Raw genomic sequence first — 22,998 nt, 5'->3', positions numbered from 1 at the left:
GCCCATGACATGGTTTGTATTGAGCCTGCTTTTGTTCTCATCCGGGCTATTTGCTTGTAACCCTAATGCAACGACCTTTTCCAACGAATTCAGGGAGGAAAGGCAGCTGGAAGAGGCGTTTGCATTGCAGATAGCACAAGAGGCCGATTTTATCGGGATTGGCCGCGCAGTAAAAGTACGTTCTGTTGATGAAGAAGCCTGGGGTTACCAGCAAAGGGTCTTTTTTACTGTGTATAGCGTGCTCAAGGGGACTGCAAGCGCTGAGGTTTCCGCGTTGATGTTAAAAACGGATACGCTTTCAGATGCAGAACGCATTGATGATATCTACGTTTGTGGCAAAGCTCAGAAGCCAAGTGTAGACGACGCGTATGCTGTTGAGACTTATAAGTACTTGTTTTACATAAAAGATGGTATTTTGTTACGGACGAATATTTATCCGGAAGCGCCATTGCCAATGAACCCGGCAGAGGAGGTGGCGTTTTTGCGGCTTAAACAGCAAATTGACAGCCATTAATTACATTAACTCAAAGCGGTTAAAAAGGGGATGCCAGAGCAGCATCCCGGTTCATTCAATTGTTGACGCAGGGATCATTCCTGGTCGTGAAACATCTCTTCAAGCTTAAGCCCTGAGAGCTTCTTCAAAGAGTTCAGTAAGTAATAGAGCGCGATAAAGAAGACAATCATGGTAGGCACCATGATCACCGGATAGCTCAGCGCAGTCATTCTGCCCAGTTCACTATTATAGGCCTCTGTGCCAGCCGGGCTGACGACAATCATTTTTGCCAGAATATAGTTTAGCGCTGAAGATAAGAAAAATGCACTGGCGAGGATTTTGGAGGCAACCTGTTGCACTTTGATTAACTTATCGCTGTTGCCTTTTTCTGCTAATGCCTTTTCTATTCCTTCAATGTCCATGACAGTGTCATTGAACATCAGCGTTTTTAGCAAGGGGTACTTAGTATACTGGCTGACAATAATGCCAATCCCGATGAGCCCGGGGATCAAGGCTTCTTTGATGGCGATGTATTTTGCATCCAGCTCCAGCAGACTGATCCCACCGGTAAGCAAGACGGAAACAATACCCAGACCAGAGATAAAGCTGAATTTTCCTGTGTTTTTACGTTCCCACAGACCAAACCCCAGTGGAAAGGCCAGCGCGACAACAACGCCGAGTGCCGGACCCAGATGTTGCTCTCCCGAAAACTTAGTCAGGATAACCACCGGAATAATAATGTTAAAAATCATTTGGCTAAAAAAGCCGCTTTGTTTCTTATTGGACGACGACACTTTGTCCCCTGTAGTTCTAAACAACGAATGGCCTGAGTGTACGGCAAACTGGGGTTAAAGGGCAACTTTAGGCCTAAAGTGAATATGAGACAAAAAAGAAGCTGCACCCGGCAGCTTCTTTTTTGATGAGATAGTAACTTAGTGTTAGTTACAGAAGTTCTTCACCCAGGTAAGGTCGTTCACGCGATGCGGAACGTGGAAGAGCTTCGTCGCTTGTGCAGTTTGTGGAGCAATCTCATAGATTGCTGCATCAGCATTACGCTCACGGCCCGACACATACAGTGTCCCTTCTGGTGAGATAGCCAAGCCGGATGCCCAGTTAACGCCATGCTTGCCAATCAGGGTTAGCTCCAGATTTGCGTCTGCGGTGTACAGCGCAGTGCCGGTGAGCACGTAAAGCGTGTTGCCATCCGCTGAGTAGGCAATATCGCCGTTTTTAAAATCTTCGTTCGAGGCTTTCATTTTACCCAGCACGCGCTTTTCACCCGTGGCTACATCGTAGTCGTAAGCATATGTGCGACTGGTAGCCTTCAGGACGTCACCCGAGATGTCATAGGCAAGACGAATAACTTTATAGCCATCGGTCACTGATTCCAGGGTTTGCGTTTGTGCAGACAGGTCGTAGCTGTAAATGTGTGAGCTACGGGTCTTAGCGCTTTGCTGGTCAATGAAGTAAAGTTTACCGTCATGTGCTGCGATATTTGACGCAGTGTTATTCAGGTTAATTACTTTGTCCGACTGGCCTGTGCCCAGGTCTATCTGGTGTACGTAGCCTCGCTCAGCATCGCCATAATAGTTAATGGCATACAAACCACCTTTACATACAGCGCTGTCATCAGGCAGCTGACCTGTGAAGCTTCCGCCACGTAACTCCATAGAGCCATTAAAGCTGTTTGCGATGACTGGCATGGTTGCCGTACCGTATGGTGCTGTGATATCGGCTTTGGGTGCTAAAATCACGCCTTCGGTTTGCAAGCCGGCCAGGTTCAGTGCTGTGGCATCCGGGAAATTAAAAATGGTGCGTTGTCTGTGGTTGCTCAGCGTTGCATAGCTCTTGTTATTGAGCGGTGCAAAATTAGCGCCGGCACCTGAAATGTTGAACACAATCGTGGCGTTGTCTGGAATACCCGAGACATCAAATGTATGACTTGACTGAACGTCCTGACCAGATAGGTTAAATACCTGCAGCTCACTCGTATTATCGCCTGTCAGGTAAAGGCCACCCCATTGCTTGAGTGTTTCACCTGTTTGTGACAATTCAGCCAGACTGGCAGACAGGGCTAACATATCAGACTGAGCATCGGCAAAGTCGACAGGCAGAGTCGTAGCGTTGGCAATGACCTCGGCACCGGCTTCAAGACCTAAACGCACGGCTTCGCTCACCTTGTCTGTTTGGCCACCAGCAATTATATGGCCAACATATTGTCTGCCATTGATGTACTGAATATCACCACCGGCAACCAGATAATGCGCATTCAGTGCACTGTTATGGCCATACCCGATAGAATAGCCATTGAGGCTGACATCATCGCCTGCGAACACGGCACCCAGTGCATTTCCCGATGTTGAATAAAAGTCATCAAATACCAGTGCGGCATAGCCTTTATCCAGGTCATGCTCAGATGACGCGCTTACCGAAAATGCACAAGCAACCAGTGCGCCTGCGAACAGCTTTTTCTTCATTAAGTTCTCCACGAGTTAGGCCTGCACTTAGGTTTTCGCGCAGCTGCCTTGTCAAAAATTCGCCTATTCTAGTTCTTTTATACTAATTTGTCTCTACTTTTCTTTCGTTTTGTGCTCAGGCTGTATCAATTATAGGGTCTGATGAGACTTTTTAATTGTCACTCGCATGTTTACTTGAGTGTGATAAAGAGCAGTTAAAATCGTCGACATCGTACTGGAATAAACCAGCATCAGACGATAAATATTTGATGCGTTTTGGTTAATAAACGCATCCTGTTGTTTATTTCGCTAAGAAGAATACAATTTCCTTGCCAGGCTTGGCTGTTGCACGTCATAAAAATAATAAAAAAGGATCCAGTATGGAGATCAGAAAACTCAATGCCCTGAGAGGCATTGCGGCAATCATCGTGTTTGTAACGCATTTCAGCGACATCACACACTGGCTGGATGGGGCGCTGGGAGGTGGAGCTGGTGCGTATGGTGTGATGTTATTTTTTCTGCTGAGCGGTTTTTTGATGTCGCACTTATATCTGGACAAAGACTTTACCCTAAGGGGTGTAAAGCATTATTTTGTAGCGCGTTTTGCGCGTGTTGTGCCACTTTATCTGCTGGTGGTCTTTGCATCGTTCGTGCTGACTCAGGAAAGCAGCGATCTCCTCTATCATATCCCTGACCACCAAGCGCTGTTGGCGCATGGGTTGTTTTTATATGGCGACAGCGTACTTTGGTCTATCCCTCCCGAAGTGCAGTTCTACGCTTTATTTGTGTTGTTATGGTCATTCGCTGCGACAAGGCGAGGTTATATCTACCTCTTGATAGTCGGGGGCCTGCTGCTGCTGTTTTTTACTAATTTCCCCCGTATTTACGGTGACATATACGGTGTGCCTTACAACCAGTTCACTGTGTTGCGCAGTCTGCCTTATTTCTTTATCGGAGTGATATTCGGGTTACATTATAAAACCCTGGTTATTCCCTCATATCTGAAAAAGCGCAGATTTATTTTGGCCTTGTGCCTTATTCCACTGATGTACCCTGAGCTGTCTCCGGTGACATCGGATGCAAAAAATCGCATGTGGCTGAGTTACGAGGTGTTGCTGGTAATGAGTACCGTGTTCTTTTGTGTGGTTTTTCTGGTGCCGGACAATAATGTCTTGCTGGTCAACAAGGTTGGTGATTTCTTCGGTAAAATCTCTTATTCACTGTATTTATTACACATGCCAGTGATCACTGTCATACATCAATTTGACTGGGTTGTTGAGATTAAACTTATCGCTTCGTTTGCATTGAGCACAGCGATTGCGTTTGTGTCTTTTGTTTGTATAGAAAAACCACTTGCCAGATATATCAGGGGCGCGCGTTACGCTTCCAGGACCAAGCCGACGACTGTGCCGGGTTAAACCCCGGGGCTCTTCTTAGCGATCGAGCAACGTACTGACATGCAGGTACTCAGGAGATGCACAAGCACCAGCAGGCGCTTGTGCACTCTGTTTAAAGCAACGATGAACTGATTATGATGGAAAGTAAAACGGGGTCATAAACAGTGACACTTGCTTGCGTAGTATCCGACCTTTCGTTATTACTCACCGTGAGCTTCATTTGATAGCTGCCAATATTCTGATAGGTATGTTGAGCGGAAGATTGACTGGTTTCTTCATCAACGACGCCATTGCCATCAAAATCCCAGCCGTAACTGAGTGTGCGCCCATTGGGGTCTGACGACGCATTCGCAGTAAAGGTGGTTTGCGTGCCTACCATAACAGAATAGGAAGGTTGATCCAGCGCAGCGATGGGTTTTCCTTCTAAGGCCAAAGCGGCTGCGTGTACATCAATCCTGGGACGCGTTATGCCGTTTCGTGGATCGGTTACATTGATGCCCGTTGATTCTAGTACCTGCTCGATACGATCCACACTGGCATCTGGGTTGATTTGTTTGAGTACAGCAATCGCACCGGCAACATGCGGCGCAGACATTGACGTACCAGACATTGTCTCAAAGGTTGGGCCAGGTATAGATGATTCAATTCGACGTCCAGGTGCAAGCACGTCGACTTGTTCGGACATGTTAGTCCCCCAGTCAATTACGCCATTTGCGTCCCTCACAATGAGCAGGTCATCCTCTGTGCGCAGTGTACCGCCTACGGTAATCGCATCACTAACGCACCCTGGTTGCCCAACTGCGCCATTAAAGTAGTCATTGCCTGCGGATATAACGGTTGCAATACCCATTTCTCTTAGTTCTTCTATTGGTGCCGCAAGTAAGCGATCATCACAAGCCCCTGCGAACTGTCCGCCACCCAGGCTGAGATTAAGTGTGGCGACATTCTCTAATGCACCACGTTCAACCTCTTCGATGACCCAGTTAAATGCTGCCAACAGATCCGTGTCATATGTGCGCAGACATGGGGTTCTTTCTTCACAGATTGCAGTGTGGTTAACGCGGGTAAAGACCTGTACACCAACAATATTAGCCTCTGGCGCAATGCCACTGAAGCCGGTCAGGGCACCAGCTGCTATTCCGGCAACATGTGTTCCATGGTGACATTCATTGAGATCCTCATTTTCACATATGCTTGCAGAGCCTGGCCCTATCCCTGTCGTTGCACCATTCGCACACAAACTGGTATCGTGGTTAGTAGCGTTTGATGAGAAACAAGCTTCCTGAATAACCCGGCCACCTAAAAATGGGTGGTCAACGTCAAAGCCGCTATCAAATACAACTATCGTCTGGCCTGCGCCAGAATAGCCCATATCATGAGCCTCTTGTGCGTTTACGTGTTGTGATGAGGCAGAAATATGCGCTGAGTTAGCAGTATCTTCTGAAATCATGTCGAATAAGCCACTGTGCGCTAAGGCGTCCAGCTCGGTGTCGCTGACCTCCATCGTCATATATCCCCAGCGTGGGAGGCTGCGACTTACTTTGACGCCGAGCGTTTGTAATTCTGAGTTAGCTTCTGAGAGGCGAGCCTGAATTTGACTCTGTTTGGCAAGCTTTTCTGTACGGTAAACATAGGTAGCTGGCTGCTGCGTTGGCTTTAACCTGGCTATCACACGAACATTTTTTCCTTGTTGTGTTTGAGATTTTAACGTCTGATAGCTTTTGTTAAGTTGAGCACTTAGGGCAAGATTATCCAGTTCCGGTGTCGCAATGGCTTCTGTCATGCAAAGACAAGAAATCACAACCCCCAATGATCTTTTAAACATAAATATCCTTGGTATTTTTAATTAGTTTGTTTTTCCTTTGTGTTAGTCCAGACGTTAAATGAATTACCATAATCTGGAACAAAACCGGAACCAGCATAATGGCGAAAGGTTAAATTTAGTTGACAGTGCGCATCTGTGTGCAAAACCAGCATTAAAGTCAGATAGTTAGCGGCGGACATTTTATGTGAATGTATAACTCAGAGGACAGCCTGAGAAAGTATGCGCAGATGTAAGTCACTCCATTCATCCTCTAATCTCGTTTGTTAATCGAATTGCTCCCCGCTTTTTGTGAACTCTTGTGCTGAAACCGGGTCAAGACTCTAGGACGTTCCTCTTTTGCAGATAAATGCTGTAAAAGAACCAAGCCATAATAAATACACCGCGTTACTGAGGGAGTAAACGACCCACTATGGGATCAGATAATTCACCTGCATTAAGCCTGGGCGAGCCGCTTCAGGTATGTGATAAACAAAGAAAACGGGCGGTGCGAAAGCGCTGGATATTAACAGGATCTACCAGCGCAGTTTTGAAGCAACTGACTTTACCTATGCTGTGGGCAATTCTGGCACTGTTTAGCGCCGACCTGATGGAACTCTATTTTGCTTCGCGTTTGGGCGTAGAAGAGCTCACAGCGATGAGTTATACCTTGCCCGTTCAGGCCACTTTGTTTGCTTTTGCGATTGGCCTGGGGATTGTTGTGGCGACCCGTTTAACACAGGCAAGCGAGGTTGAGCAGCTGGCAGCGGTGAGTCTGATTTTCACCATACTGATAGGCGCCAGTTTGGCGGTTTTCATTTGGTTTGGTTTGCAGCCGATATTGACCATGCTGGGGTTTGCTGAGTTTTCTGCTCGTGAGCAAGTTTGGCCGACACTCGAACGTTATATGCAATATCGACTGGGCGCAGTCGTATTCTTTTTTATTGTCATGGTGGTGTTTGGCGTACTTCGGGCATTTGGCAATATGCGCGGCGCTGCGCAGTTACTGGTAATGTTTGCAGGTGCACAAATCCTCATTAGCGCTGCACTGTTCACGCCCTGGGCGCAATCTGCGTTATCGATGAGTGGCCTGGAACGACTGGGAGTTGCCCATTTTGCAGCTGCAACGAGTGCCAGTTTTTTTGCGCTTTATTTATTGCGTGTTAAAGAAAATATCAGGCTCAAAGTACACCTGTTATCACAGCGCAGCCGACAAGCGTTTCGCCGTTTATTCAGGCTGTTTGTGCCCGTCGTGGCTATGCAGTTGCTTACGCCGCTTGCTCAGTCGTTACTGATGATGATCGTTGCTTCGCAGGGGAGTGATGCCGTGGCTGCATTTGGCGTCGTCATGCGTATAGAGCCGCTTGCATTATTGCTGCCTATGGTACTGACGACGTCATTACCCATTTTTGTTGGTCAAAATTGGGCTGCGAACAAATCTCTACGGGTACGCAGAGGCATTAAGCAGGCAATGGCCGCCTGTTTGGTCTGGCAGAGTATCATTGCGTTGGTACTCTTTTGGGGTGCCGACATGTTGGGTGTTGGTTTCTGTAAACAGTCTTTTGTGAGTCACTCTATTGAGCTGGCGATGTGTATTTTGCCGATATCCTATGCTGCACTGGCGGGGGTGATGCTATATGTGAGTTGTTGTAATGCCATTGGCCGCACTGGTCTGGCGCTGAATGTGACTTTGGTCCGTTTGTTTGCCTTGTCCTTACCTGGTGCGTATATCGGTGCTCAGTTGAGCGGTTTTCAGGGAATTATCTGGGCGCTGGCGCTGGCCAATTTTATGGTTGGTGCCTGGTTGCTGTACAGGGCCCTGAGTGTGCAGCGCAGACCACAGGTGCTCACTATGACATAATCGTTTATTTATTGATTAGTTATTCGTCATAGCAGTAATTAAAAACGCTATGCAAGGATAACTATGAAACACCTTTCTGTAAGTGCAGCGGCTATTATATCTGCTGCATTATTATCAGGATGTCAGTCTGATCCTCAGGAGTTACTCGGTTACAGTGCCAATCAACTGTGCTCCAGACATTTTATTTCTAATGAACCTATTGAATTTATTACTCAAAACGTAATTCCGGAGGCATTAGCGGGACTACCTGATAGGCCTGAGATTAGCGTTGATACAAGGCTACAGACGGTGAGTGTGAGTGCACAGGTAGATGGCACTGTCATGAACAGAACATCCGTTTTTCGGGCAGGCTTGGGCTGTACCCTTTTGTATGACCTGACCCCTGAGCAATTACATGCACAAGCTCAGGATGTGAACTTACCTGCAATCACTCCCAGCACTCCGTTAAAGCACGCTATTCGTCAAGATGTGTCTTTGGATGGTTTTTTCGCTCACAACACGGGTAATTACGCACACAGTGATAATACGTTTGCTGTGGCCGTCATGTACCAGGGGAAGTTGGTGGCTGAACGCTACGATGAGCACCATGATGGTGCTACCCGGATGCTGAGCTGGTCAATGGCTAAGACGCTTACAGGTCTGTTGACTGGTATTTTGGTTCAACAGGGCAAACTGACTCTGGATCAGGACATAGTGGCTGGTTCGCACTCTATGACAATCGCAAATCTAATGCATATGAGCTCAGGCGTAAAATGGTCTGAAACGGCCGATATTCATGGTTATCAGGATTTGGCTCCTATGTGGTACCACACGTCTGACTCAGTTCAATATGTTACTCAATTGCCTAAAGAGTATGAACCGGGGAGTCGGTTTGAATATTCTACCGGGACCACTCAGCTATTAAGTGGTGCGCTAAAAACGGCATCTGGTGGTGACTTGCAGTCTCTGCTTAGCCTTTACCATGACGGGCTATTTAAGCCGCTGGGGATCAACAATGCCATTGCAGAGTATGATGAGGCTGGGAATTTAAGGGGTGGGGCTAGGATGTTCCTTACCGTGCATGACTGGCTCAAGATAGGTCAGTTGTTTATTGAGCAGGGCAATTGGCAGGGCCAACAAATCGTGCCGCGCAGTTGGGTTGCTAACGTAATGATGTCTCCCGGTGTAGCTGAACACTATGGTGGTCAGTTATGGCTCAATGATATGGGCTGGTTGATGCCAAGGTTGCCCAAAGACACAGTGTCATTACGTGGCCATCGGGGGCAATATGTGGTGATCATACCTTCAAAGCAACTTGTTGTGGCTCGTTTTGGTGCCTATGGCTCGGTCGTAAATAAACACATAGGACTGGCAAACAGGCGTGTATTCCAGTCTGTAGTTGATTTAATAGAGCAACTTGAAAAGTAAGTAATTGGGCCAGGCAAGGCTGGCCCGTGAACGACATGTTACTTTAAGTCAATACTCAGCGCACAGTGGTCCGCAAGCATGTTTTGTGGGGTCATGTCTGCGAAATAGTGAAACTGCGCACTGCCTGACTGAAACTGGTCTTTGAGTGTTCTAGCCACGAGAATGTGATCTATGGGTGCCGGATAGTAAGGGTGGCAGCCAGTCAGCATCTGATTTGCGTTAAACAAAGGCGCGTTGTCTATGTTGTTAGGCTGGGCATTTGCAGCACCTTGTGGAAAATACAAATCCCGGCTTAGGCGGTTGTAAGGTGCCGTGAGGCGGTGGTTAAAGTCGCCAAGCACGACAAAGTCTGCATTTTGTTTGGTTTTTTGTTCAACCCAGCCGTCCAGTATGGGGGCTTGTTTCGATAACAACTTACAGGCTTCTTTATCTGAACGCTGGTAGTCATCAACAAAACAGCCGCTTTTCAGGTGTACGTTCAGCAGATGCAGCGCTTCACCCTGATAGGTCAGTTGGATCTCCAGCCCATTTCTTAGGCCTGGCTTTACCGCTGAGAAAGAGCTGTGCTGTACGACCTTATCAACGACCAGTGGTTTTTTTACCACAAAGGCGATTTTTTGCTGGGTCGAGTTATTGCCACTTTTACGACAGGTGTATGTTTTACTGTCGGCTCTGTCTGACATCACTACGTGCCAGTCTTTTTCCCCGAATACCTGGCGCACGGCTGGCGCTGAGGCGACTTCTTGCAGAGCAATAATATCGGCATCAAGTGCCTGCGCGTATTGTTTCAGGGCTTGAATGTCTTTTGCGGTTCTTGGCTTACAGCCCGTGTTATCAGATGCAGAAAGGTGTTCAATGTTCCAGGTTGCAACACGCAGTGGCTGCTTCGATGTGGCATGTTCCTGATGACTATGCGACAGCGCGGGTGCGGCACACACGAGCGTGAATAAGGCTGCAACAGGCTTTAGATTTGAAAGAGTCATGAAGTGTTTAAATTCATAAAATTGCAATAGTGTTATAGTGTATCAAGATTATTGCCATTTGATGATAGAAGTTAGAATATTTGCGTTAAATTCACTAAAAAGTCAGACATGGCAGGGGGTTGTGCCTTACGCTCAGTCATTACCACAATGTGCCAGTAAAAAGTCGATCAGCACTCGTACGCGTCTGGCTTTTTGACTATTACGATGAAAGTACACATAGAGCGGGGCATACGGACACCAATAATCTGGCAATATCGGGACCAAGGTGTTTGCTGCGAACTGGCTGGCCACCATAGGCTCAACAATGCGGCCAATGCCTATCCCTTTATGCGCTGCATCCAGCATCAGATCGGTGTCGTTGACAGTCAGAGCACTTGGCATGTCTACACTGAGCCTTTCCCCATTGCGATCCAGATATAAAGGCGCTATCTGGTTTGATGCGATAAACCGATAGTTGATCAGCTTATGATGCCTCAGCGCGTCAGGGCTTTCGGGCAGCCCATGGCGTGCAACATAAGCATGAGAAGCGAATAGGGCTTCTTTCATGGCAGGCGTGAGTGCCCTTGCTATCATACCTTCTTCAACCCGATCACCAAATCGAATGCCCAAATCAAATCCCTCTTTAAGAATATCAATGGCTGCATCGGAGACCGAAATTTCCAGGTCGATCTCTGGGTATTGCAGGCAAAATTCGGCATATATCGGTTTGAGTAAGTACTGGTAAACAAATCGTGGCGTAGTCAGTCTCACTTTGCCAGACGGGATCTGACCCAGATCGCTGACTTCTTCAAGCGCAGAGCTGAGATCATTGACAGTGTCATAGGTACGTTCGAACAACAATCGGCCTGCTTCGGTTAATTCAATACGACGGGTCGTTCGGGTAAACAAGGGCAGGCCGAGTTCCGCTTCCAGTGCTTTAAGTGCATTGCTGACAGAAGGGGGAGCCAGTTCCAGCTTCTTGGCTGCTTTGGTGATACTTCCTTCAAGCACAATGGTGTGAAACATAATCAACTGGTTAAAAGCTGCGCCATTCATATACGGTGACTCATCGTTTTATTATTAGTTATAAGCTATCAATTTATTAGTTAATTGGCATCTAATTTTTAGTAATTGGGCGCAATATACTGTTTGCCAGATTATGACAAAGCCGTGCTTAGGCCGGTGTCGATTAAGTTTTTTGTAAAGAGGTAACTATGAACAAAGTGGTTGTTATTTCCGGGCATCCAGACCTGGCTGCTTCAAACACCAATCGTGTGATCCTGGATGAAATTTCTCAGGCCGTCTCTGAGGTGGAAATTAGGCGTTTAGATGAATGCTACCCTGATTTCAATATTGATGTTGAAGCCGAGCAGCAAGCGTTGTTGTCGGCAGATGTCATTGTGCTGCAATTTCCCTTTTACTGGTATTCAGTGCCGGCATTACTCAAAAAATGGCTGGATGATGTGCTGAGTTATAACTTTGCATATGGCGCGAGTGGCGACAAACTCAAAGGGAAGGCATGCATTTTATCCTTCACAGTCGGTGGGCCTGAGTCATCCTACGATCCACTTGGCTACAACCACTTTAAAATTGAACAAATGATCCGACCTTTACAGCAAACAGTGTATTTAACCGGTATGCAATTTATTGAACCCGTTTATACCCATGGCATGGTGTATATACCTGGCGTTTACAACGAGTTATCGGACGTACAGAGCAAAGCCAAAGCACATGCAGCGCGTTTGTGTGAACGTATCCATAACGTGATACATGATCCGGCGATACAAATCGAGCGGTTTGTGGGGGAGTGGTTTTCTCGATTTGACGTGTTGCCTGCTGACTGTGCAGAGTTCACCCGCTCCTTATCTCAAGACATTACGCTCGACATGATGGGGGATCAATATCAGGGTCATGAAGGGTTCAGAGATTGGTACACAACAGCGAGGCGCACCTTTAAGCCCGGCTGCGAGCATCTGGTTGAGCAAATCGAGGTGAGAGAGAAGAGTAAGGAGTCATATCGGGTTGAATTACGTATTCGGCTGATAGCCGAGACGTATAGCGACTCACCTTTAGGCGGGCAGGCTGTAAACTTGCTGGTCAATGAAGTCTGGCAGGTTAATCTGGTCGGCAACCTTGTTCAGATCACAGATTATCAGGTTATGGCAGTCGAGCAGGCAAAGTAGTGCGTATTATGACAAGGTTAAATTTCATGAAAGTATCGTTATTCATCACGGTTGTATTAGGACTTGTTTCGTCTTTTGTACATGCCACTCCAAAGCCTGAGTTACCCAGGCTGCATCAGGCTGTGATCAGTGGCGATATATCACTGGTAAAGCGTTTGCTGAGCGCCGGGGCAGATGTCAATCAGCTGGATACCAGGATGGGAAACAGTCCGTTGCATATCGCTGCGCAGACCGATCATACTCAGATATTGGCACTGCTGATCAGAGAAGGCGCATTTATCAATTTACAGGCACCGCGCTCCGGTTTTACGCCGTTAATGATAGCAACCTGGTATTCAAAGCCAGACAACATTATTGAATTATTTAAACATCCCGAGCTGAATATCGAATTGACAACGCCAACAGGCGCCAAGGCTGAGCAGTTAATTGGAGGCTGGGACAAACACATTACTGCCAGTGAAGCGCGCCGTTATGACGAGCTGGCGGCGCTTTTTGCCCAAAAGCGTGCTCAGCAACAGGCCATGTTAGCGCAGCAGAAGATCCTCAACGTGATTGAAAATAGCGCGATGAGTGAAGCGCAGAAAGTTACTCAGATCACAGCGTTACTTGCAGCTGGTCAGAACGTTAATCAGCGCCGGCCTGTGTATTCTAACCGCAATGACTGGCACACCCCATTGCTGGTTGCTGCAAGAGAAGGGTATGGCAGCGTGGTTGAACTGCTACTGGCACATAATGCTGACCAGACAATACCGGGCTACCCTATGAACGCCATTGCCCTGCATAAGGCCGGGTATATGGGACATGCTGAGATAGTCAGACTGTTGCTGAATGATAAACGTGCACCCCTGGTCTTAAATGCACAAGGTCCAAACAATGGCTATACGCCGCTTCACGATGCTATCTGGCATGGACACACCGAAGCGGCCACAGTGTTTATTCAAGGTGGCGCACAATTGCAGCTCAAAACCTATGAAAATGACACGCCACTGGACCTGGCTGAACGCTATCATTACGTGCCGATCATAGAGACCATACTGAAACATCAGCAGATTGCACAATTCGATTGAGTATCAAAGCAATGACAGCAAGGAAGCCGTACTTTAGAACAATAAGGATAAATTGAAAAGTAAACTGGTAAGTGTAAAAATAGTCAGAATAAAGTTACATACAATGAACCCATAATGACCGTTAAAGTTACCCGCAGTATGCTAAAGCGACAGGCCATCATAGATGGTGCCCTGAGCGCGTTTCAGCAATACGGTGTCAGCGACACCAGCATGGACAAAATTGCTGAAACAGCTCAGGTTTCAAAGCGTACCGTATACAATCACTTTGCAAGCAAAGAACAGCTAGTGACGCATATCATCAAAGAAATCTGGCGTCAGAACATTTTGACGTGTGACATAGAGTATGTGCATGACACAGAACTGGATGTACAGCTGGCTGCGTTACTGAAGAATGAGCTGGACTTTCTGAGCAATCAGAACCTGCAGGAACTGATCCGAGTCGCGATAGGGTATTGCTTGTTTAACCCGGATATTTTCACAGCTGAAATGAGTGAGTTTTTTGATCAGGAAACCGCCTTGACCCGCTGGATTAAGCAAGCCATGTTACATGGGCAGTTGCGTCAGGCAGATCCTCAAAGCGCACATGCCCAGCTGATCAGTCTGTTAAAAGGGCAGGCCTTTTGGCCTCAGATTTTGCATCAACAACCCGCACTGACCCAAGAACAAATTGACGTACTCACAGTTGAAACCGTGGCGTTCTTTCTGGCCTATTATCGGGTCTAACTTTTGCAGCACAAAGATGTACTGTGTAGGTAATTGCACTACGGGCGAATATTCAATGTAACCTCAAAAGGTACAGTCATAAAAACACTGTGTGATGAGTACCTGAGTGTGCGCTGAGTTGTACTACACTTTAGCCCATCAGCTATAAGGAAAAGAGACTATGACATTACGTGCGCTTACGCTCATCATTACCCATGGCCTGGTTGGATTCGCCGGTTTCGCGGGTGGCATTTATATGCTGCCCATTCTAACTGCGCCACCTGCACCTAACGAGGGAGCCGTCACTGCCGCATCTTTAGGGGCAGATTATTCGGCACAATTTCGTAAATCTTTACAAGACAGTGATGCATTACACTGGGGTGAAGGCATGGTTTCGATCAGCAAAGATCACATTACTTTGCTTGGCGAGCTGGCTCCGGGGCCGGATTATCGTTTGTATTTGTCACCTCAGTTTGTGGAAACAGAAGCTGATTTTAATCGCCTCAAAAGCACCATGGTTGAAGTCGGTGACATTAAAACCTTTAGTAACTTTGTGGTCGATGTACCTCAGCAGGTCAATCCGGCGGAGTACAATACTGTGATTGTCTGGTGTGAAGCCTTTGGAGAGTTTATTACAGCTGCACAATATCAGTAGCGACGAGTCATAAAAAGGTCACTGACTGTTCCTACTTCGGTAATAGTGTCCCTCTATTGTTATTTCCTTGAAGAATAAAAACGCTTTCTTTGGACGTAAACTTAGGAATAACAATGAAAAAAATAACATCTCTCTCTGCTGTGATTGCGGCTTTGCTACTTGCTGGCTGTGATGACGACAAAACCGAAGTCGTTGAAGTAGAAAAAGCGGTTGTCACCACAGACACGAAAACGCAGGTAGTGGAAGTCGAAAAGACCATAGTGGTTACCGATACCATTACTGAGATCAAAACCATAGAAGTACCGGTTGTGGTTGAAGTACCAGCGGGTGGTGCCAACAACATGCAGGTCGGTACGCGCCCGGATTTTCTGGTGCAAGACATGGATGAGGGTGAACTAAAAGACAAACTGGCCCAATGTTCAAATGGTCCTTTCTACAAGACAGACTTTTCAATCGGCCACCGTGGCGCACCGATGCAGTTTCCTGAGCACACTAAAGAGTCGTATCTCGCAGCGGCCAAAATGGGCGCGGGTATTTTGGAATGTGATGTGACCTTCACCAAAGACAAAGAGCTGGTGTGTCGTCACTCTCAGTGCGATCTGCACACCACGACCAACATTCTGGAAACTGATCTGGCACAGAAATGTTCGACGCCATTTGTACCGGCAGATCCTGAAAATGGCGTTGTGGCTCAGGCTAAGTGTTGTACCAGCGACATTACGCTGGCGGAATTTATGACGCTTGAAGGTAAAATGGACGCTGCAAACTCTATGGGTACCACAGTGGAAGAATACATGAATGGTACGTCGAACTGGCGCACTGACTTGTATGCCAGTCGGGGTACTTTGATGACCCATGCAGAAAGTATTGCTCTGTTCAAAGAGCTGGGTACTAAGATGACGCCTGAGCTTAAGTCTCCGTCCGTCACTATGCCGTTCGATGGGTTTTCTCAGCAGGATTATGCTCAGAAAATGATTGATGAGTACAAGGCTGCGGGGGTTGATCCTAAGCATGTCTGGGCACAGTCATTTAACCGAGATGACATCAACTATTGGATAGCGCAAAACCCGGAGTTTGGTGCACAGGCAGTTTACCTGGATGACCGTTATGAAGCGCAAACGGCTGAGAATGAAAAGGGTGTTACGCCGCAGCAACTGGTCAACAACCCTGAATTATTGGTGCCTACCATGGCTGAGCTGGCAGCAGACGGCGTGAAGATCATTGCACCACCTATGTGGGTGCTGGTAACCGAAGAAAACGGCGAAATGGTGCCATCTGCGTATGCCAAAGCAGCGCGTGACGCAGGCCTTGGGATCATTACCTGGACACTGGAGCGTTCAGGCCATCTTGCAGCTGGCGGTGGCTGGTACTATCAAAGTGTCAATGGCGCACATCGTGGTGAAAGTATGATTAACAACGATGGTGATACCTTTAAGCTACTTGATGTACTGGCGAAAGATGTGGGCGTAATGGGCGTATTCTCTGACTGGCCGGCTACGACGACTTACTATGCTAGTTGCATGGGCATGCCAGCAAGTATCTAATCCGACATAACAGGCCGCAGTCTCATCTATGAGCTGCGGCCTTTTTGTGCTTAAAAGAATTTGCTGAACAGTAAGCGGACCGAGAAGCTGCCGTCGCTGTCGACCAGCGGGCTATTGGTAATGCTGTCATCAAACCAGGTGTAGTCAAACGCAAGCTGGGTAAAGCCATCAAAAAATATCGGTGTTGATACCGAGAACCCGAGCGCAACATTGGTGGCATTATCGCCCTGATAGTAGGGGCGCATGTTGGTGGCTTCGTTCAACCTTACCCCGTAATAATAGTCAACATGATTGCTATCGAGATAGCTGACGGTGAGGCTGGGTTCGTAGAAAAACGGACCGGATCTAAAGACCTTACCCAACCCGGTTGACAGCTCGTAGCCATCCGATTTATCCAGCACATCGTGTACCGCAGAGACATTGAACTTCCAGTTGTTACGCTCGTATCTGACACCAAGACCGGCATCCATTGAGAAGTCACGCTCAGCCATGCCTCTAAACACATCGCTGTCCGATTCATCGAAGCCCTGAAAGCGTGGGGCTGCTTGTAGCAGGATCTCAATATCATTGACTTCCAGCACTTCATAGCTGATGAATGGCCCAAGAACGGAGAGTTTATCTCCGCGGTAACCTAAGATAGGCAGGGGGATCACACGCCTGTCGTAGCCCTGGTATATCTCTTCACTGACGCCCAGCCCGATTCCGTACAAAAAGCCTTTGGGTTCAAGCTGAGCTCTTGCCGCGCCCCGTTCATCAGTTTGAGCCTGAAGTGGCAATGAGGCAACCAGCAGGGTACCAATACAAAATGCGTGTTTAAACATAGTGTGTCCTTATCTGAGTTTATTATTCTGTTCTCACATATGCATGATGAACTGAAGCCTGAACACTGTGTCAGGCTTCTCCTCTTACGAACTATAGACAAGGAACGTTTAGTCTTGATGTCATTTAAATAAAGAAAGTGGGCCGTTAAAGTTATTCAGATTGGGAAAGATGCTGTTGAGTGTGCCCAGATCTAACCCCATCCATTGCCCCAGACTGGCAGCGTACTGATCAACTGAGGTAGTCGGGATGAGGCGACCACCACCAGCATCCAGTTCATGGTTGAGTTCTGCGTTGGGTATATCGCCAAAAATGGTACCACCATTGACCGCGCCTCCCATCACAAAGTGATGTCCAGCCCAACCATGATCGGTGCCATCGCCATTAATGGCCAGTGTTCTGCCAAAATCAGATGCTGTGAATACGGTGACCTGATCACTGAGGTTGAGGCTTTCCATTGCAGTGTTAAACGCCACCAGCGCACTGTCCAGCGTGGCCTGCAATTTGGGCAGGTTTTGTGCCTGCCCTGAGTGGGTGTCAAAGCCGCCCATCGCGACTACATAGACTTGCCTTGAGGCTCCAAGTTGCTGGCGCGCAGCAATGCTGTTACCCACGGTTTGCAGTTGTTTGCCTAACGAAGTTGCCGGAAACTCTGGTAGTGTGACGGTTGTGTTCGCTTGCGCTGCATTAAACTGGTTGTTGGCCTGATAAGCACTGTTAATGGCGTTGGTGACGTCCTGCTGCAAAAACTGTTGGGCATTCTGAGGTTGGTTGCTGAAATGCGCGACCAGCTCTGGATGTTCGTCAAACTCTTCCAATGCCTCTATGGTGGCGGCTTGTCCGTCACTAACATGGTATGGTGCGGTTTGCTTGCCGGTCAGCCATAATGCGCCATCTGCCGTCGTAATGGCATTGAATGGCGTATTGGCGGTGTGGCCTTGTGCCATCAGGGCATCATTCATCAAGCCTCCCCAACCAAATTGTGCGCCTTCGGCTGCGCCAGACATCCAGGTTGATTGTTGGTCATTGTGTGAGAACAATCTGGATGGCAGGCGAGCCGTATCCTGTGCAATCATAGCGGCCGTAACCGGACTCAGTAGCGGACCAACATTGCCAACCACGGCCAGCTTATTTTGCTGATATAAGTTTGCCAGCCCGGCCAATTCCGCAGGCAGGGCAAAGCGGCGCGAACCAAAACGTCCGGGTGTTGCAATCGGTAACAGGTTGGCCAGAGTGCGTGGGGTTGTGTACTTCCCCAGCAGGCTTTGCCGATGGCCCGCCCATTGCGCGTAACTGGTTTCATCATACGGGATTATGGTGTCATGATTGTCCATGCCACCGTATAGAAATACGCAGACCAGGGCTTTGTAATCATTGTCCTGCGCCGGACTGTTTGCCAGAGCCTGACCTAACTGAAACATCGAAGAAGCCATCACCGAGGCACCGCTGAGTTTGATAAAATCGCGTCTGTTCATGAGCTTTACTCCTATTTCTGAACCAAGTAATCAGGTGAGGTCATAACCAGTAAAATGGCCAGGTGTACGAGCCGCAGTGGCTCGGCGTCGTCGTTTTGGGTCACCGTTTGCAGTATGTCCTGAATTGACTGCTTGCTGTTGGCACTGAGTTGCCCGGCGCATAGCAACAAGTCGAGACGGTCTATTAGTGCGCCGAGATCAGCTGTCAGTGCCAGCTCTGTGTCGTAGCTTGCCAGAAAGCTCTCTGCGGCATTTTGTGCATTGAGCTGAATATTCTCTTCGTCGTAGATGACTTGCAGCTCCTCGACATCTACTTCTTGTTGTAACCCGGTGATGTAGTAAGTCATGAAGTTGGCGTAGCCGGTAATGGTGCTGGCATTGGTGATTTGCAGCTCAGGTGCCACCATGCCATTGGTCGCGCTCACGCTGCCTGGTGCGGTATAACCGGGGCGGAAGAAGTTAAAGACACTGGGTGAGCGATAAGGGTGTTGGCCCAGCATGCTGGCATCTCGGGTGTCCCACAGCATTTCCTGGTACTCCGGGGTGATGTTTTTGACTGCAAACGCCCGTGCCCATTGTGTAAAGCGTAAGATAGGTTCACGGATCTTGCCGCCACGCTCAGTGGCGTTTGCTCTGGCATCCGGGTCAAATAAAATTGCTGCCAGTGTTGCGGTTAAATCGCCACGACGGCCATCTCCTACTGAGGTGCCATCGGGCAAAGTTGTGCGGCCGTTGCTAAACGCCGTGCCAACACGTGTTACGTAGCCGGGAGAAGGGTTTGAGGTGACTAGGCGTTGGATCAGTTGCTTTGCAATGAAAGGAGGCACATTTGGATGGGCAAATATATGATCCAGCGCCTGTGTTACCGAGGCTTTGGGGCCTGTCCCGGCGGCAATTGTGGTACCCAGAAAGGTTTTACTCTTCTCAGAGTGATTTTCCGGGTAGACAGTCATGGGGAGCGCAAATTCGTTTATCTCCAGTTCTTCGGACGTGTCATAGTCCATATCCAGGCCTGTAAAAACCCGTGCCAGGCCGGTGATGTCCTGATTATTATACAGCTCTTTTGTGGCACCATTTTCATCTTGCTGTTCGGTGCCGTCTGGATTCAGTGCCACAACACCAACGGTAAACAGTTGCAGCAATTCTCGGGCATAGTTTTCATCTGGCATTCTGCCCGTGGCTTCATCCCCTTTAAGGTTGCCCATATAGGTCAGATAAAAGCCCATGGCGGGAGCGTAGGTCACCGCTTCGAGTAACTCCCGATAGTTGCCAAAGGCATGTTGGATCAAAATATCCTGATAAGAAGCGACAGCCTCAGGAATATCGGTCAGTTCTTCTCCGCCTGCATTGGATACGACCAGCAGTTCTGACAGGGCAAATGCCATTCGCTGACGCAACTGATCTTCACCGGCAATGGCATTGCGCCAGAATGCCACACTGGTCGATTCAATATACAGAGCATTAAAGTCATCTTCTGCGGTTGGCGGTGGAGTATACTCGCTTACCACCGGCATGATCAGGCTGGGTGGCAGTTTAAGCTGTGCTTTAAACCAGTCTGATGCGCTTTTTCCTGTCAGGGCATCCAAATCTTGTGGTCGGGCTCCGAAGGTGGCTTGTTGTAAAAATCGTGATGTAGTGAGGGCTGTGGCAAAGGCCGGGTTGATTTCAGATGTGTTGTCGTCGGGTGTTTCGTCTGCGCCACCGTCATCGGGATCGCTATTATCGCCGTCAGAATTGTTGTTAGTATCTCCCCCCGAAGTATCGGGTTCTGGCTGTGGGGTAGTCGGGTTGTTGGTATTACTTGTGCTGTTTGGGCTGGCATCACTGCCGCCACACCCGGTCAGGCTCAGGCAAACACTGAGCAGTAGTATGTTAAGCGGGGTTAGTCTGAACATGGTTTCACTCTCTTACTTGCGGATACCTTAAGTTTAGAGTGAAACGCGCTCAAACGGTCATACAGTTGTCATACGGCTTGTTTACAAAATTGTATGCTTTTAGGTTCTGTGCATTCGGTTGCTCTGAGCCTTCATGTCTGTTGTTATATTAACCGGTGCATCAACAACTTAATTACTCAGCGCCTGGCGTGTTGGGATCTCAATATTAAACACCGCACCGGGTTGGTTTTCGAGCAGGCATAGCTGGGCCTGATGGACCTCGCAAATAGCACGCACAATACTCAGCCCGAGGCCATTACCAGGGCGACCTCGGCTGATATCGGCTCGATAAAATTTATCAAACACTTTGGCCTTATCCTTGACCGGGATGCCTGGACCATCGTCCCCGAACTGTAGCAGGGCACTCTGGGTATGGCTTTGCAGTCTGAGCCATACGTGGGCATTTGGCTGGCTATGCTCCAGTGCATTTTCCAGTAAGTTACAGATCAACTGACCGAGCAAGTCTTTGTCACCGTGGCAGTGCACAGCCGGCACAATTGAGACCTCAAAGTGCCGACCGCTGTCTTCAAAGACCGGTAAATAACTTTGTGCCAGCTCATCAATAAGTGCCGACAAGTCAAATGTTTTAAAGCCCTGAATATGTTTTCCTGACTCAATGGCATTAAGCCGCACCAGATTATTAAAAGTGTTGATTACCTGGGCCAGCTCGTTACTTGCTTTATCTATGTGTCCCTCCAGTATTGTCGGGTCATCGAGATCCTGATACATACTCTGCAAGCGGTTGGAAATGCGGGATAAAGGGGTTTTCAGATCATGGGCGATGCCCACCGACATGGTCTTCAGATTGCCATGCAGGCGGGATATTTCATCAAGCATGCGGTTTATTGCGACGCTCAGGGTAATGATGTCTGAGTTTGATGTCGCCACCTCGGTGCGCTTTGAGTCCGGAGAATGTGCAACCTGGGCCAGTTGTTCTGATAGTGCTTGCAGCGCGCGGCTGCGCTTAACCTGAACACAGGCGATTGCTGCTACCATGAGGGGCAGGCTGAGCAGGGCAAACCAGTACATCAGTTGCGCATAAAACGCGCTTCTATGGGCATGCAGCTCATCTCGTTTTTGCCAGTAATGAATACGCAGGCCATCGGACAAGTTCACTGTGGCAGACAACAGTTCTGCTTCACCTTCCTCGCCAAGCGATACGGTTTGCCATTGGCCAGTGGGCGACGCCGTCAGTTGAGTCTCAGCGCCAAAAAGCAGTTTATCTTGCTCAAACACGGCAACCAGCCAGCCTTCATCCGCCAGGTGCGCGCGTGCCTCATGCTCTGGCCAGATAACCTCATCTTCGAGTTCAAACTCCTGCAACACGTGCTCAAAGCCATGTTCTTCAAGCATGTTTTCAATGTCGCTGAGAAATTCACTAAACTCGTGCTGCTGCGTTTGTTTATCCTGCCACATAAGTAGCTGTCCTGAGAGCCATAGCAGCAACAACATAGCGGCCCAGAGTGCGGTGCCTGAAAGCAACGCGCGCTTTAAATGATAACGACTAATCATCAGTGGAGCCTGTGAGCAGATAACCACTGCCGCGAATGGTTTTGATCATGTCAAACGTAAAAGGCTTATCCAGTTTATTGCGCAAGCGGCTGACATGGGTTTGCACCAGGCTGGTTTTGGGATCGAAACTAAATCCCCACACCTGCTCCAGTAGCATGGTTTTGGTGATCAGCTGTTCGGGGTGCTGCATCATATATTCCAGGATTTGATATTCCTTGGGCATCAGTTCAATTTCCCGCCCGGCTCTTTGCACCTGGCGGGATGTGCGGTTGAGTCGCAGTTCGCCGATCACCAGCTCCAGCGTATCGGCTCTGAGAGGCTGGCGTCTGGCCAGGGCTTTTAAACGTGCATACAGCTCTGCAAAAGCAAAGGGCTTCACTAAGTAATCGTCGGCGCCGGCTTCGAGTCCGGCAACCCGATCGGCGGTATCACTCAGTGCGGTGAGCATGATAATCGGGGTGGTGACTTTACTGGCACGTAAAATCCGTACTGCGTCGAGGCCATCCATATTGGGTAACAGACGATCAAAAATGATCACATCAAATGCGTGGGCAGAGGCGCTTAACATGGCGCGCTCTGCGTTGTCACAGTGCTGAACTTGTGCATTGTGCTGGGCAAGTCCGGCGCAGATAAATTCAGCCGTGTCGGGGTCGTCTTCAACTAGTAAAATATGCATACAAACCTGAGGTTGTCGTCACTCGATTAAAGCATATCGTATTTTTGCACGAGA

The 22,998-nt window shown here is 48.4% G+C and carries 19 protein-coding genes; 9 read left to right on the top strand and 10 right to left on the bottom strand.

Going from position 1 to position 22,998, the window contains the following annotated elements; genetic code table 11:
- Nucleotides 1–4: 4 nt before the first annotated feature.
- The gene (locus QNM19_RS08525; RefSeq protein ID WP_049863918.1) at nt 5–514 is read left to right on the top strand and encodes a hypothetical protein; all 510 of its coding nucleotides are present in this window, start codon (nt 5–7) and stop codon (nt 512–514) included.
- 74 nt (nt 515–588) lie between these two features.
- Here QNM19_RS08525 and QNM19_RS08520 read toward each other — a convergent pair whose 3' ends face one another.
- Together QNM19_RS08520 and QNM19_RS08515 are read right to left on the bottom strand one after the other, a co-directional pair.
- The gene (locus QNM19_RS08520; RefSeq protein WP_049863927.1) at nt 589–1,245 is read right to left on the bottom strand and encodes a VC0807 family protein; all 657 of its coding nucleotides are present in this window, start codon (nt 1,243–1,245) and stop codon (nt 589–591) included.
- A gap of 186 nt (nt 1,246–1,431) precedes the next feature.
- Entirely contained in the window at nt 1,432–2,970 is a 1,539-nt protein-coding gene (locus QNM19_RS08515) for a choice-of-anchor A family protein (RefSeq protein WP_049863919.1), read from the bottom strand.
- 359 nt (nt 2,971–3,329) lie between these two features.
- On the opposite strand from QNM19_RS08515, the gene QNM19_RS08510 reads away from it, so the two are divergent.
- Nucleotides 3,330–4,367 (top strand): acyltransferase family protein, encoded by a 1,038-nt coding sequence (locus tag QNM19_RS08510; RefSeq protein ID WP_284026593.1) that lies wholly within the window; start codon nt 3,330–3,332, stop codon nt 4,365–4,367.
- 91 nt (nt 4,368–4,458) lie between these two features.
- Here the strand turns inward: QNM19_RS08510 and QNM19_RS08505 are convergent, their stop codons facing one another.
- Entirely contained in the window at nt 4,459–6,171 is a 1,713-nt protein-coding gene (locus QNM19_RS08505; RefSeq protein WP_049863920.1) for a S8 family peptidase, read from the bottom strand.
- 409 nt (nt 6,172–6,580) lie between these two features.
- Here QNM19_RS08505 and QNM19_RS08500 point away from each other — a divergent pair, with 409 nt between their 5' ends.
- Both QNM19_RS08500 and QNM19_RS08495 read left to right on the top strand, forming a co-directional pair.
- Complete coding sequence (locus tag QNM19_RS08500; protein WP_284026592.1) at nt 6,581–8,008, top strand: MATE family efflux transporter; 1,428 nt, start codon at nt 6,581–6,583, stop codon at nt 8,006–8,008.
- Between the two features lie 63 nt (nt 8,009–8,071).
- Nucleotides 8,072–9,415, top strand: a complete 1,344-nt coding sequence (locus tag QNM19_RS08495; protein WP_049863922.1) for a serine hydrolase domain-containing protein — start codon at nt 8,072–8,074, stop codon at nt 9,413–9,415.
- Between the two features lie 38 nt (nt 9,416–9,453).
- Here the strand turns inward: QNM19_RS08495 and QNM19_RS08490 are convergent, their stop codons facing one another.
- Together QNM19_RS08490 and QNM19_RS08485 are read right to left on the bottom strand one after the other, a co-directional pair.
- A complete protein-coding gene (locus QNM19_RS08490; protein ID WP_156202222.1) occupies nt 9,454–10,398 on the bottom strand; it encodes an endonuclease/exonuclease/phosphatase family protein in 945 nt (314 codons plus the stop codon).
- Nucleotides 10,399–10,530: 132 nt separating this feature from the next.
- Nucleotides 10,531–11,433, bottom strand: coding sequence for a LysR family transcriptional regulator (locus QNM19_RS08485; protein WP_049863924.1), 903 nt, complete (start codon nt 11,431–11,433; stop codon nt 10,531–10,533).
- A gap of 158 nt (nt 11,434–11,591) precedes the next feature.
- On the opposite strand from QNM19_RS08485, the gene QNM19_RS08480 reads away from it, so the two are divergent.
- From QNM19_RS08480 to QNM19_RS08460, 5 genes are all read left to right on the top strand, one after another.
- Nucleotides 11,592–12,560 (top strand): NAD(P)H-dependent oxidoreductase, encoded by a 969-nt coding sequence (locus QNM19_RS08480; protein ID WP_049863925.1) that lies wholly within the window; start codon nt 11,592–11,594, stop codon nt 12,558–12,560.
- 26 nt (nt 12,561–12,586) lie between these two features.
- Nucleotides 12,587–13,627 carry an ankyrin repeat domain-containing protein gene (locus tag QNM19_RS08475; RefSeq protein WP_284026591.1) on the top strand — a complete coding sequence of 347 codons (1,041 nt, stop codon included), beginning with the start codon at nt 12,587–12,589 and terminating at the stop codon, nt 13,625–13,627.
- Between the two features lie 114 nt (nt 13,628–13,741).
- Nucleotides 13,742–14,350 carry a TetR/AcrR family transcriptional regulator gene (locus QNM19_RS08470; RefSeq protein ID WP_049865641.1) on the top strand — a complete coding sequence of 203 codons (609 nt, stop codon included), beginning with the start codon at nt 13,742–13,744 and terminating at the stop codon, nt 14,348–14,350.
- 160 nt (nt 14,351–14,510) lie between these two features.
- Nucleotides 14,511–14,984: a DM13 domain-containing protein gene (locus tag QNM19_RS08465; RefSeq protein WP_049865642.1), complete on the top strand. Its 474-nt coding sequence runs from the start codon at nt 14,511–14,513 to the stop codon at nt 14,982–14,984.
- A gap of 113 nt (nt 14,985–15,097) precedes the next feature.
- Nucleotides 15,098–16,528, top strand: coding sequence for a glycerophosphodiester phosphodiesterase family protein (locus QNM19_RS08460; protein WP_049865643.1), 1,431 nt, complete (start codon nt 15,098–15,100; stop codon nt 16,526–16,528).
- Between the two features lie 50 nt (nt 16,529–16,578).
- Here the strand turns inward: QNM19_RS08460 and QNM19_RS08455 are convergent, their stop codons facing one another.
- The 5 genes from QNM19_RS08455 to QNM19_RS08435 all read right to left on the bottom strand — a co-directional run bounded on the left by QNM19_RS08455 (nt 16,579) and on the right by QNM19_RS08435 (nt 22,944).
- On the bottom strand, nt 16,579–17,349 hold the full coding sequence (locus QNM19_RS08455) for a MipA/OmpV family protein (protein ID WP_284026590.1): 771 nt from the start codon (nt 17,347–17,349) through the stop codon (nt 16,579–16,581).
- A gap of 120 nt (nt 17,350–17,469) precedes the next feature.
- A complete protein-coding gene (locus tag QNM19_RS08450) occupies nt 17,470–18,822 on the bottom strand; it encodes a DUF1501 domain-containing protein (RefSeq protein ID WP_049865644.1) in 1,353 nt (450 codons plus the stop codon).
- An 11-nt stretch (nt 18,823–18,833) separates the two neighbouring features.
- Nucleotides 18,834–20,717: a DUF1800 domain-containing protein gene (locus QNM19_RS08445; RefSeq protein WP_284026589.1), complete on the bottom strand. Its 1,884-nt coding sequence runs from the start codon at nt 20,715–20,717 to the stop codon at nt 18,834–18,836.
- A gap of 168 nt (nt 20,718–20,885) precedes the next feature.
- On the bottom strand, nt 20,886–22,268 hold the full coding sequence (locus QNM19_RS08440) for a sensor histidine kinase (RefSeq protein WP_049865647.1): 1,383 nt from the start codon (nt 22,266–22,268) through the stop codon (nt 20,886–20,888).
- Complete coding sequence (locus QNM19_RS08435; RefSeq protein WP_049865648.1) at nt 22,261–22,944, bottom strand: response regulator transcription factor; 684 nt, start codon at nt 22,942–22,944, stop codon at nt 22,261–22,263. Before QNM19_RS08435 ends, QNM19_RS08440 begins: the two co-directional genes overlap by 8 nt.
- Nucleotides 22,945–22,998: the final 54 nt, after the last annotated feature.

The organism is Pseudoalteromonas ardens (assembly GCF_030125445.1).
Taxonomy (GTDB): domain Bacteria; phylum Pseudomonadota; class Gammaproteobacteria; order Enterobacterales; family Alteromonadaceae; genus Pseudoalteromonas; species Pseudoalteromonas ardens.
Note: the sequence above shows the minus strand (reverse complement) of the source record. Positions and strands in the feature narration are given on the sequence as shown.

Coding starts and splice junctions, on each gene's coding strand:
- QNM19_RS08525 (WP_049863918.1), top strand. CDS start 5: ATGACATGGTTTGTATTGAGCCTGCTTTTGTTCTCATCCGGGCTATTT.
- QNM19_RS08520 (WP_049863927.1), bottom strand. CDS start 1,245: ATGATTTTTAACATTATTATTCCGGTGGTTATCCTGACTAAGTTTTCG.
- QNM19_RS08515 (WP_049863919.1), bottom strand. CDS start 2,970: ATGAAGAAAAAGCTGTTCGCAGGCGCACTGGTTGCTTGTGCATTTTCG.
- QNM19_RS08510 (WP_284026593.1), top strand. CDS start 3,330: ATGGAGATCAGAAAACTCAATGCCCTGAGAGGCATTGCGGCAATCATC.
- QNM19_RS08505 (WP_049863920.1), bottom strand. CDS start 6,171: ATGTTTAAAAGATCATTGGGGGTTGTGATTTCTTGTCTTTGCATGACA.
- QNM19_RS08500 (WP_284026592.1), top strand. CDS start 6,581: ATGGGATCAGATAATTCACCTGCATTAAGCCTGGGCGAGCCGCTTCAG.
- QNM19_RS08495 (WP_049863922.1), top strand. CDS start 8,072: ATGAAACACCTTTCTGTAAGTGCAGCGGCTATTATATCTGCTGCATTA.
- QNM19_RS08490 (WP_156202222.1), bottom strand. CDS start 10,398: ATGACTCTTTCAAATCTAAAGCCTGTTGCAGCCTTATTCACGCTCGTG.
- QNM19_RS08485 (WP_049863924.1), bottom strand. CDS start 11,433: ATGAATGGCGCAGCTTTTAACCAGTTGATTATGTTTCACACCATTGTG.
- QNM19_RS08480 (WP_049863925.1), top strand. CDS start 11,592: ATGAACAAAGTGGTTGTTATTTCCGGGCATCCAGACCTGGCTGCTTCA.
- QNM19_RS08475 (WP_284026591.1), top strand. CDS start 12,587: ATGAAAGTATCGTTATTCATCACGGTTGTATTAGGACTTGTTTCGTCT.
- QNM19_RS08470 (WP_049865641.1), top strand. CDS start 13,742: ATGACCGTTAAAGTTACCCGCAGTATGCTAAAGCGACAGGCCATCATA.
- QNM19_RS08465 (WP_049865642.1), top strand. CDS start 14,511: ATGACATTACGTGCGCTTACGCTCATCATTACCCATGGCCTGGTTGGA.
- QNM19_RS08460 (WP_049865643.1), top strand. CDS start 15,098: ATGAAAAAAATAACATCTCTCTCTGCTGTGATTGCGGCTTTGCTACTT.
- QNM19_RS08455 (WP_284026590.1), bottom strand. CDS start 17,349: ATGTTTAAACACGCATTTTGTATTGGTACCCTGCTGGTTGCCTCATTG.
- QNM19_RS08450 (WP_049865644.1), bottom strand. CDS start 18,822: ATGAACAGACGCGATTTTATCAAACTCAGCGGTGCCTCGGTGATGGCT.
- QNM19_RS08445 (WP_284026589.1), bottom strand. CDS start 20,717: ATGTTCAGACTAACCCCGCTTAACATACTACTGCTCAGTGTTTGCCTG.
- QNM19_RS08440 (WP_049865647.1), bottom strand. CDS start 22,268: ATGATTAGTCGTTATCATTTAAAGCGCGCGTTGCTTTCAGGCACCGCA.
- QNM19_RS08435 (WP_049865648.1), bottom strand. CDS start 22,944: ATGCATATTTTACTAGTTGAAGACGACCCCGACACGGCTGAATTTATC.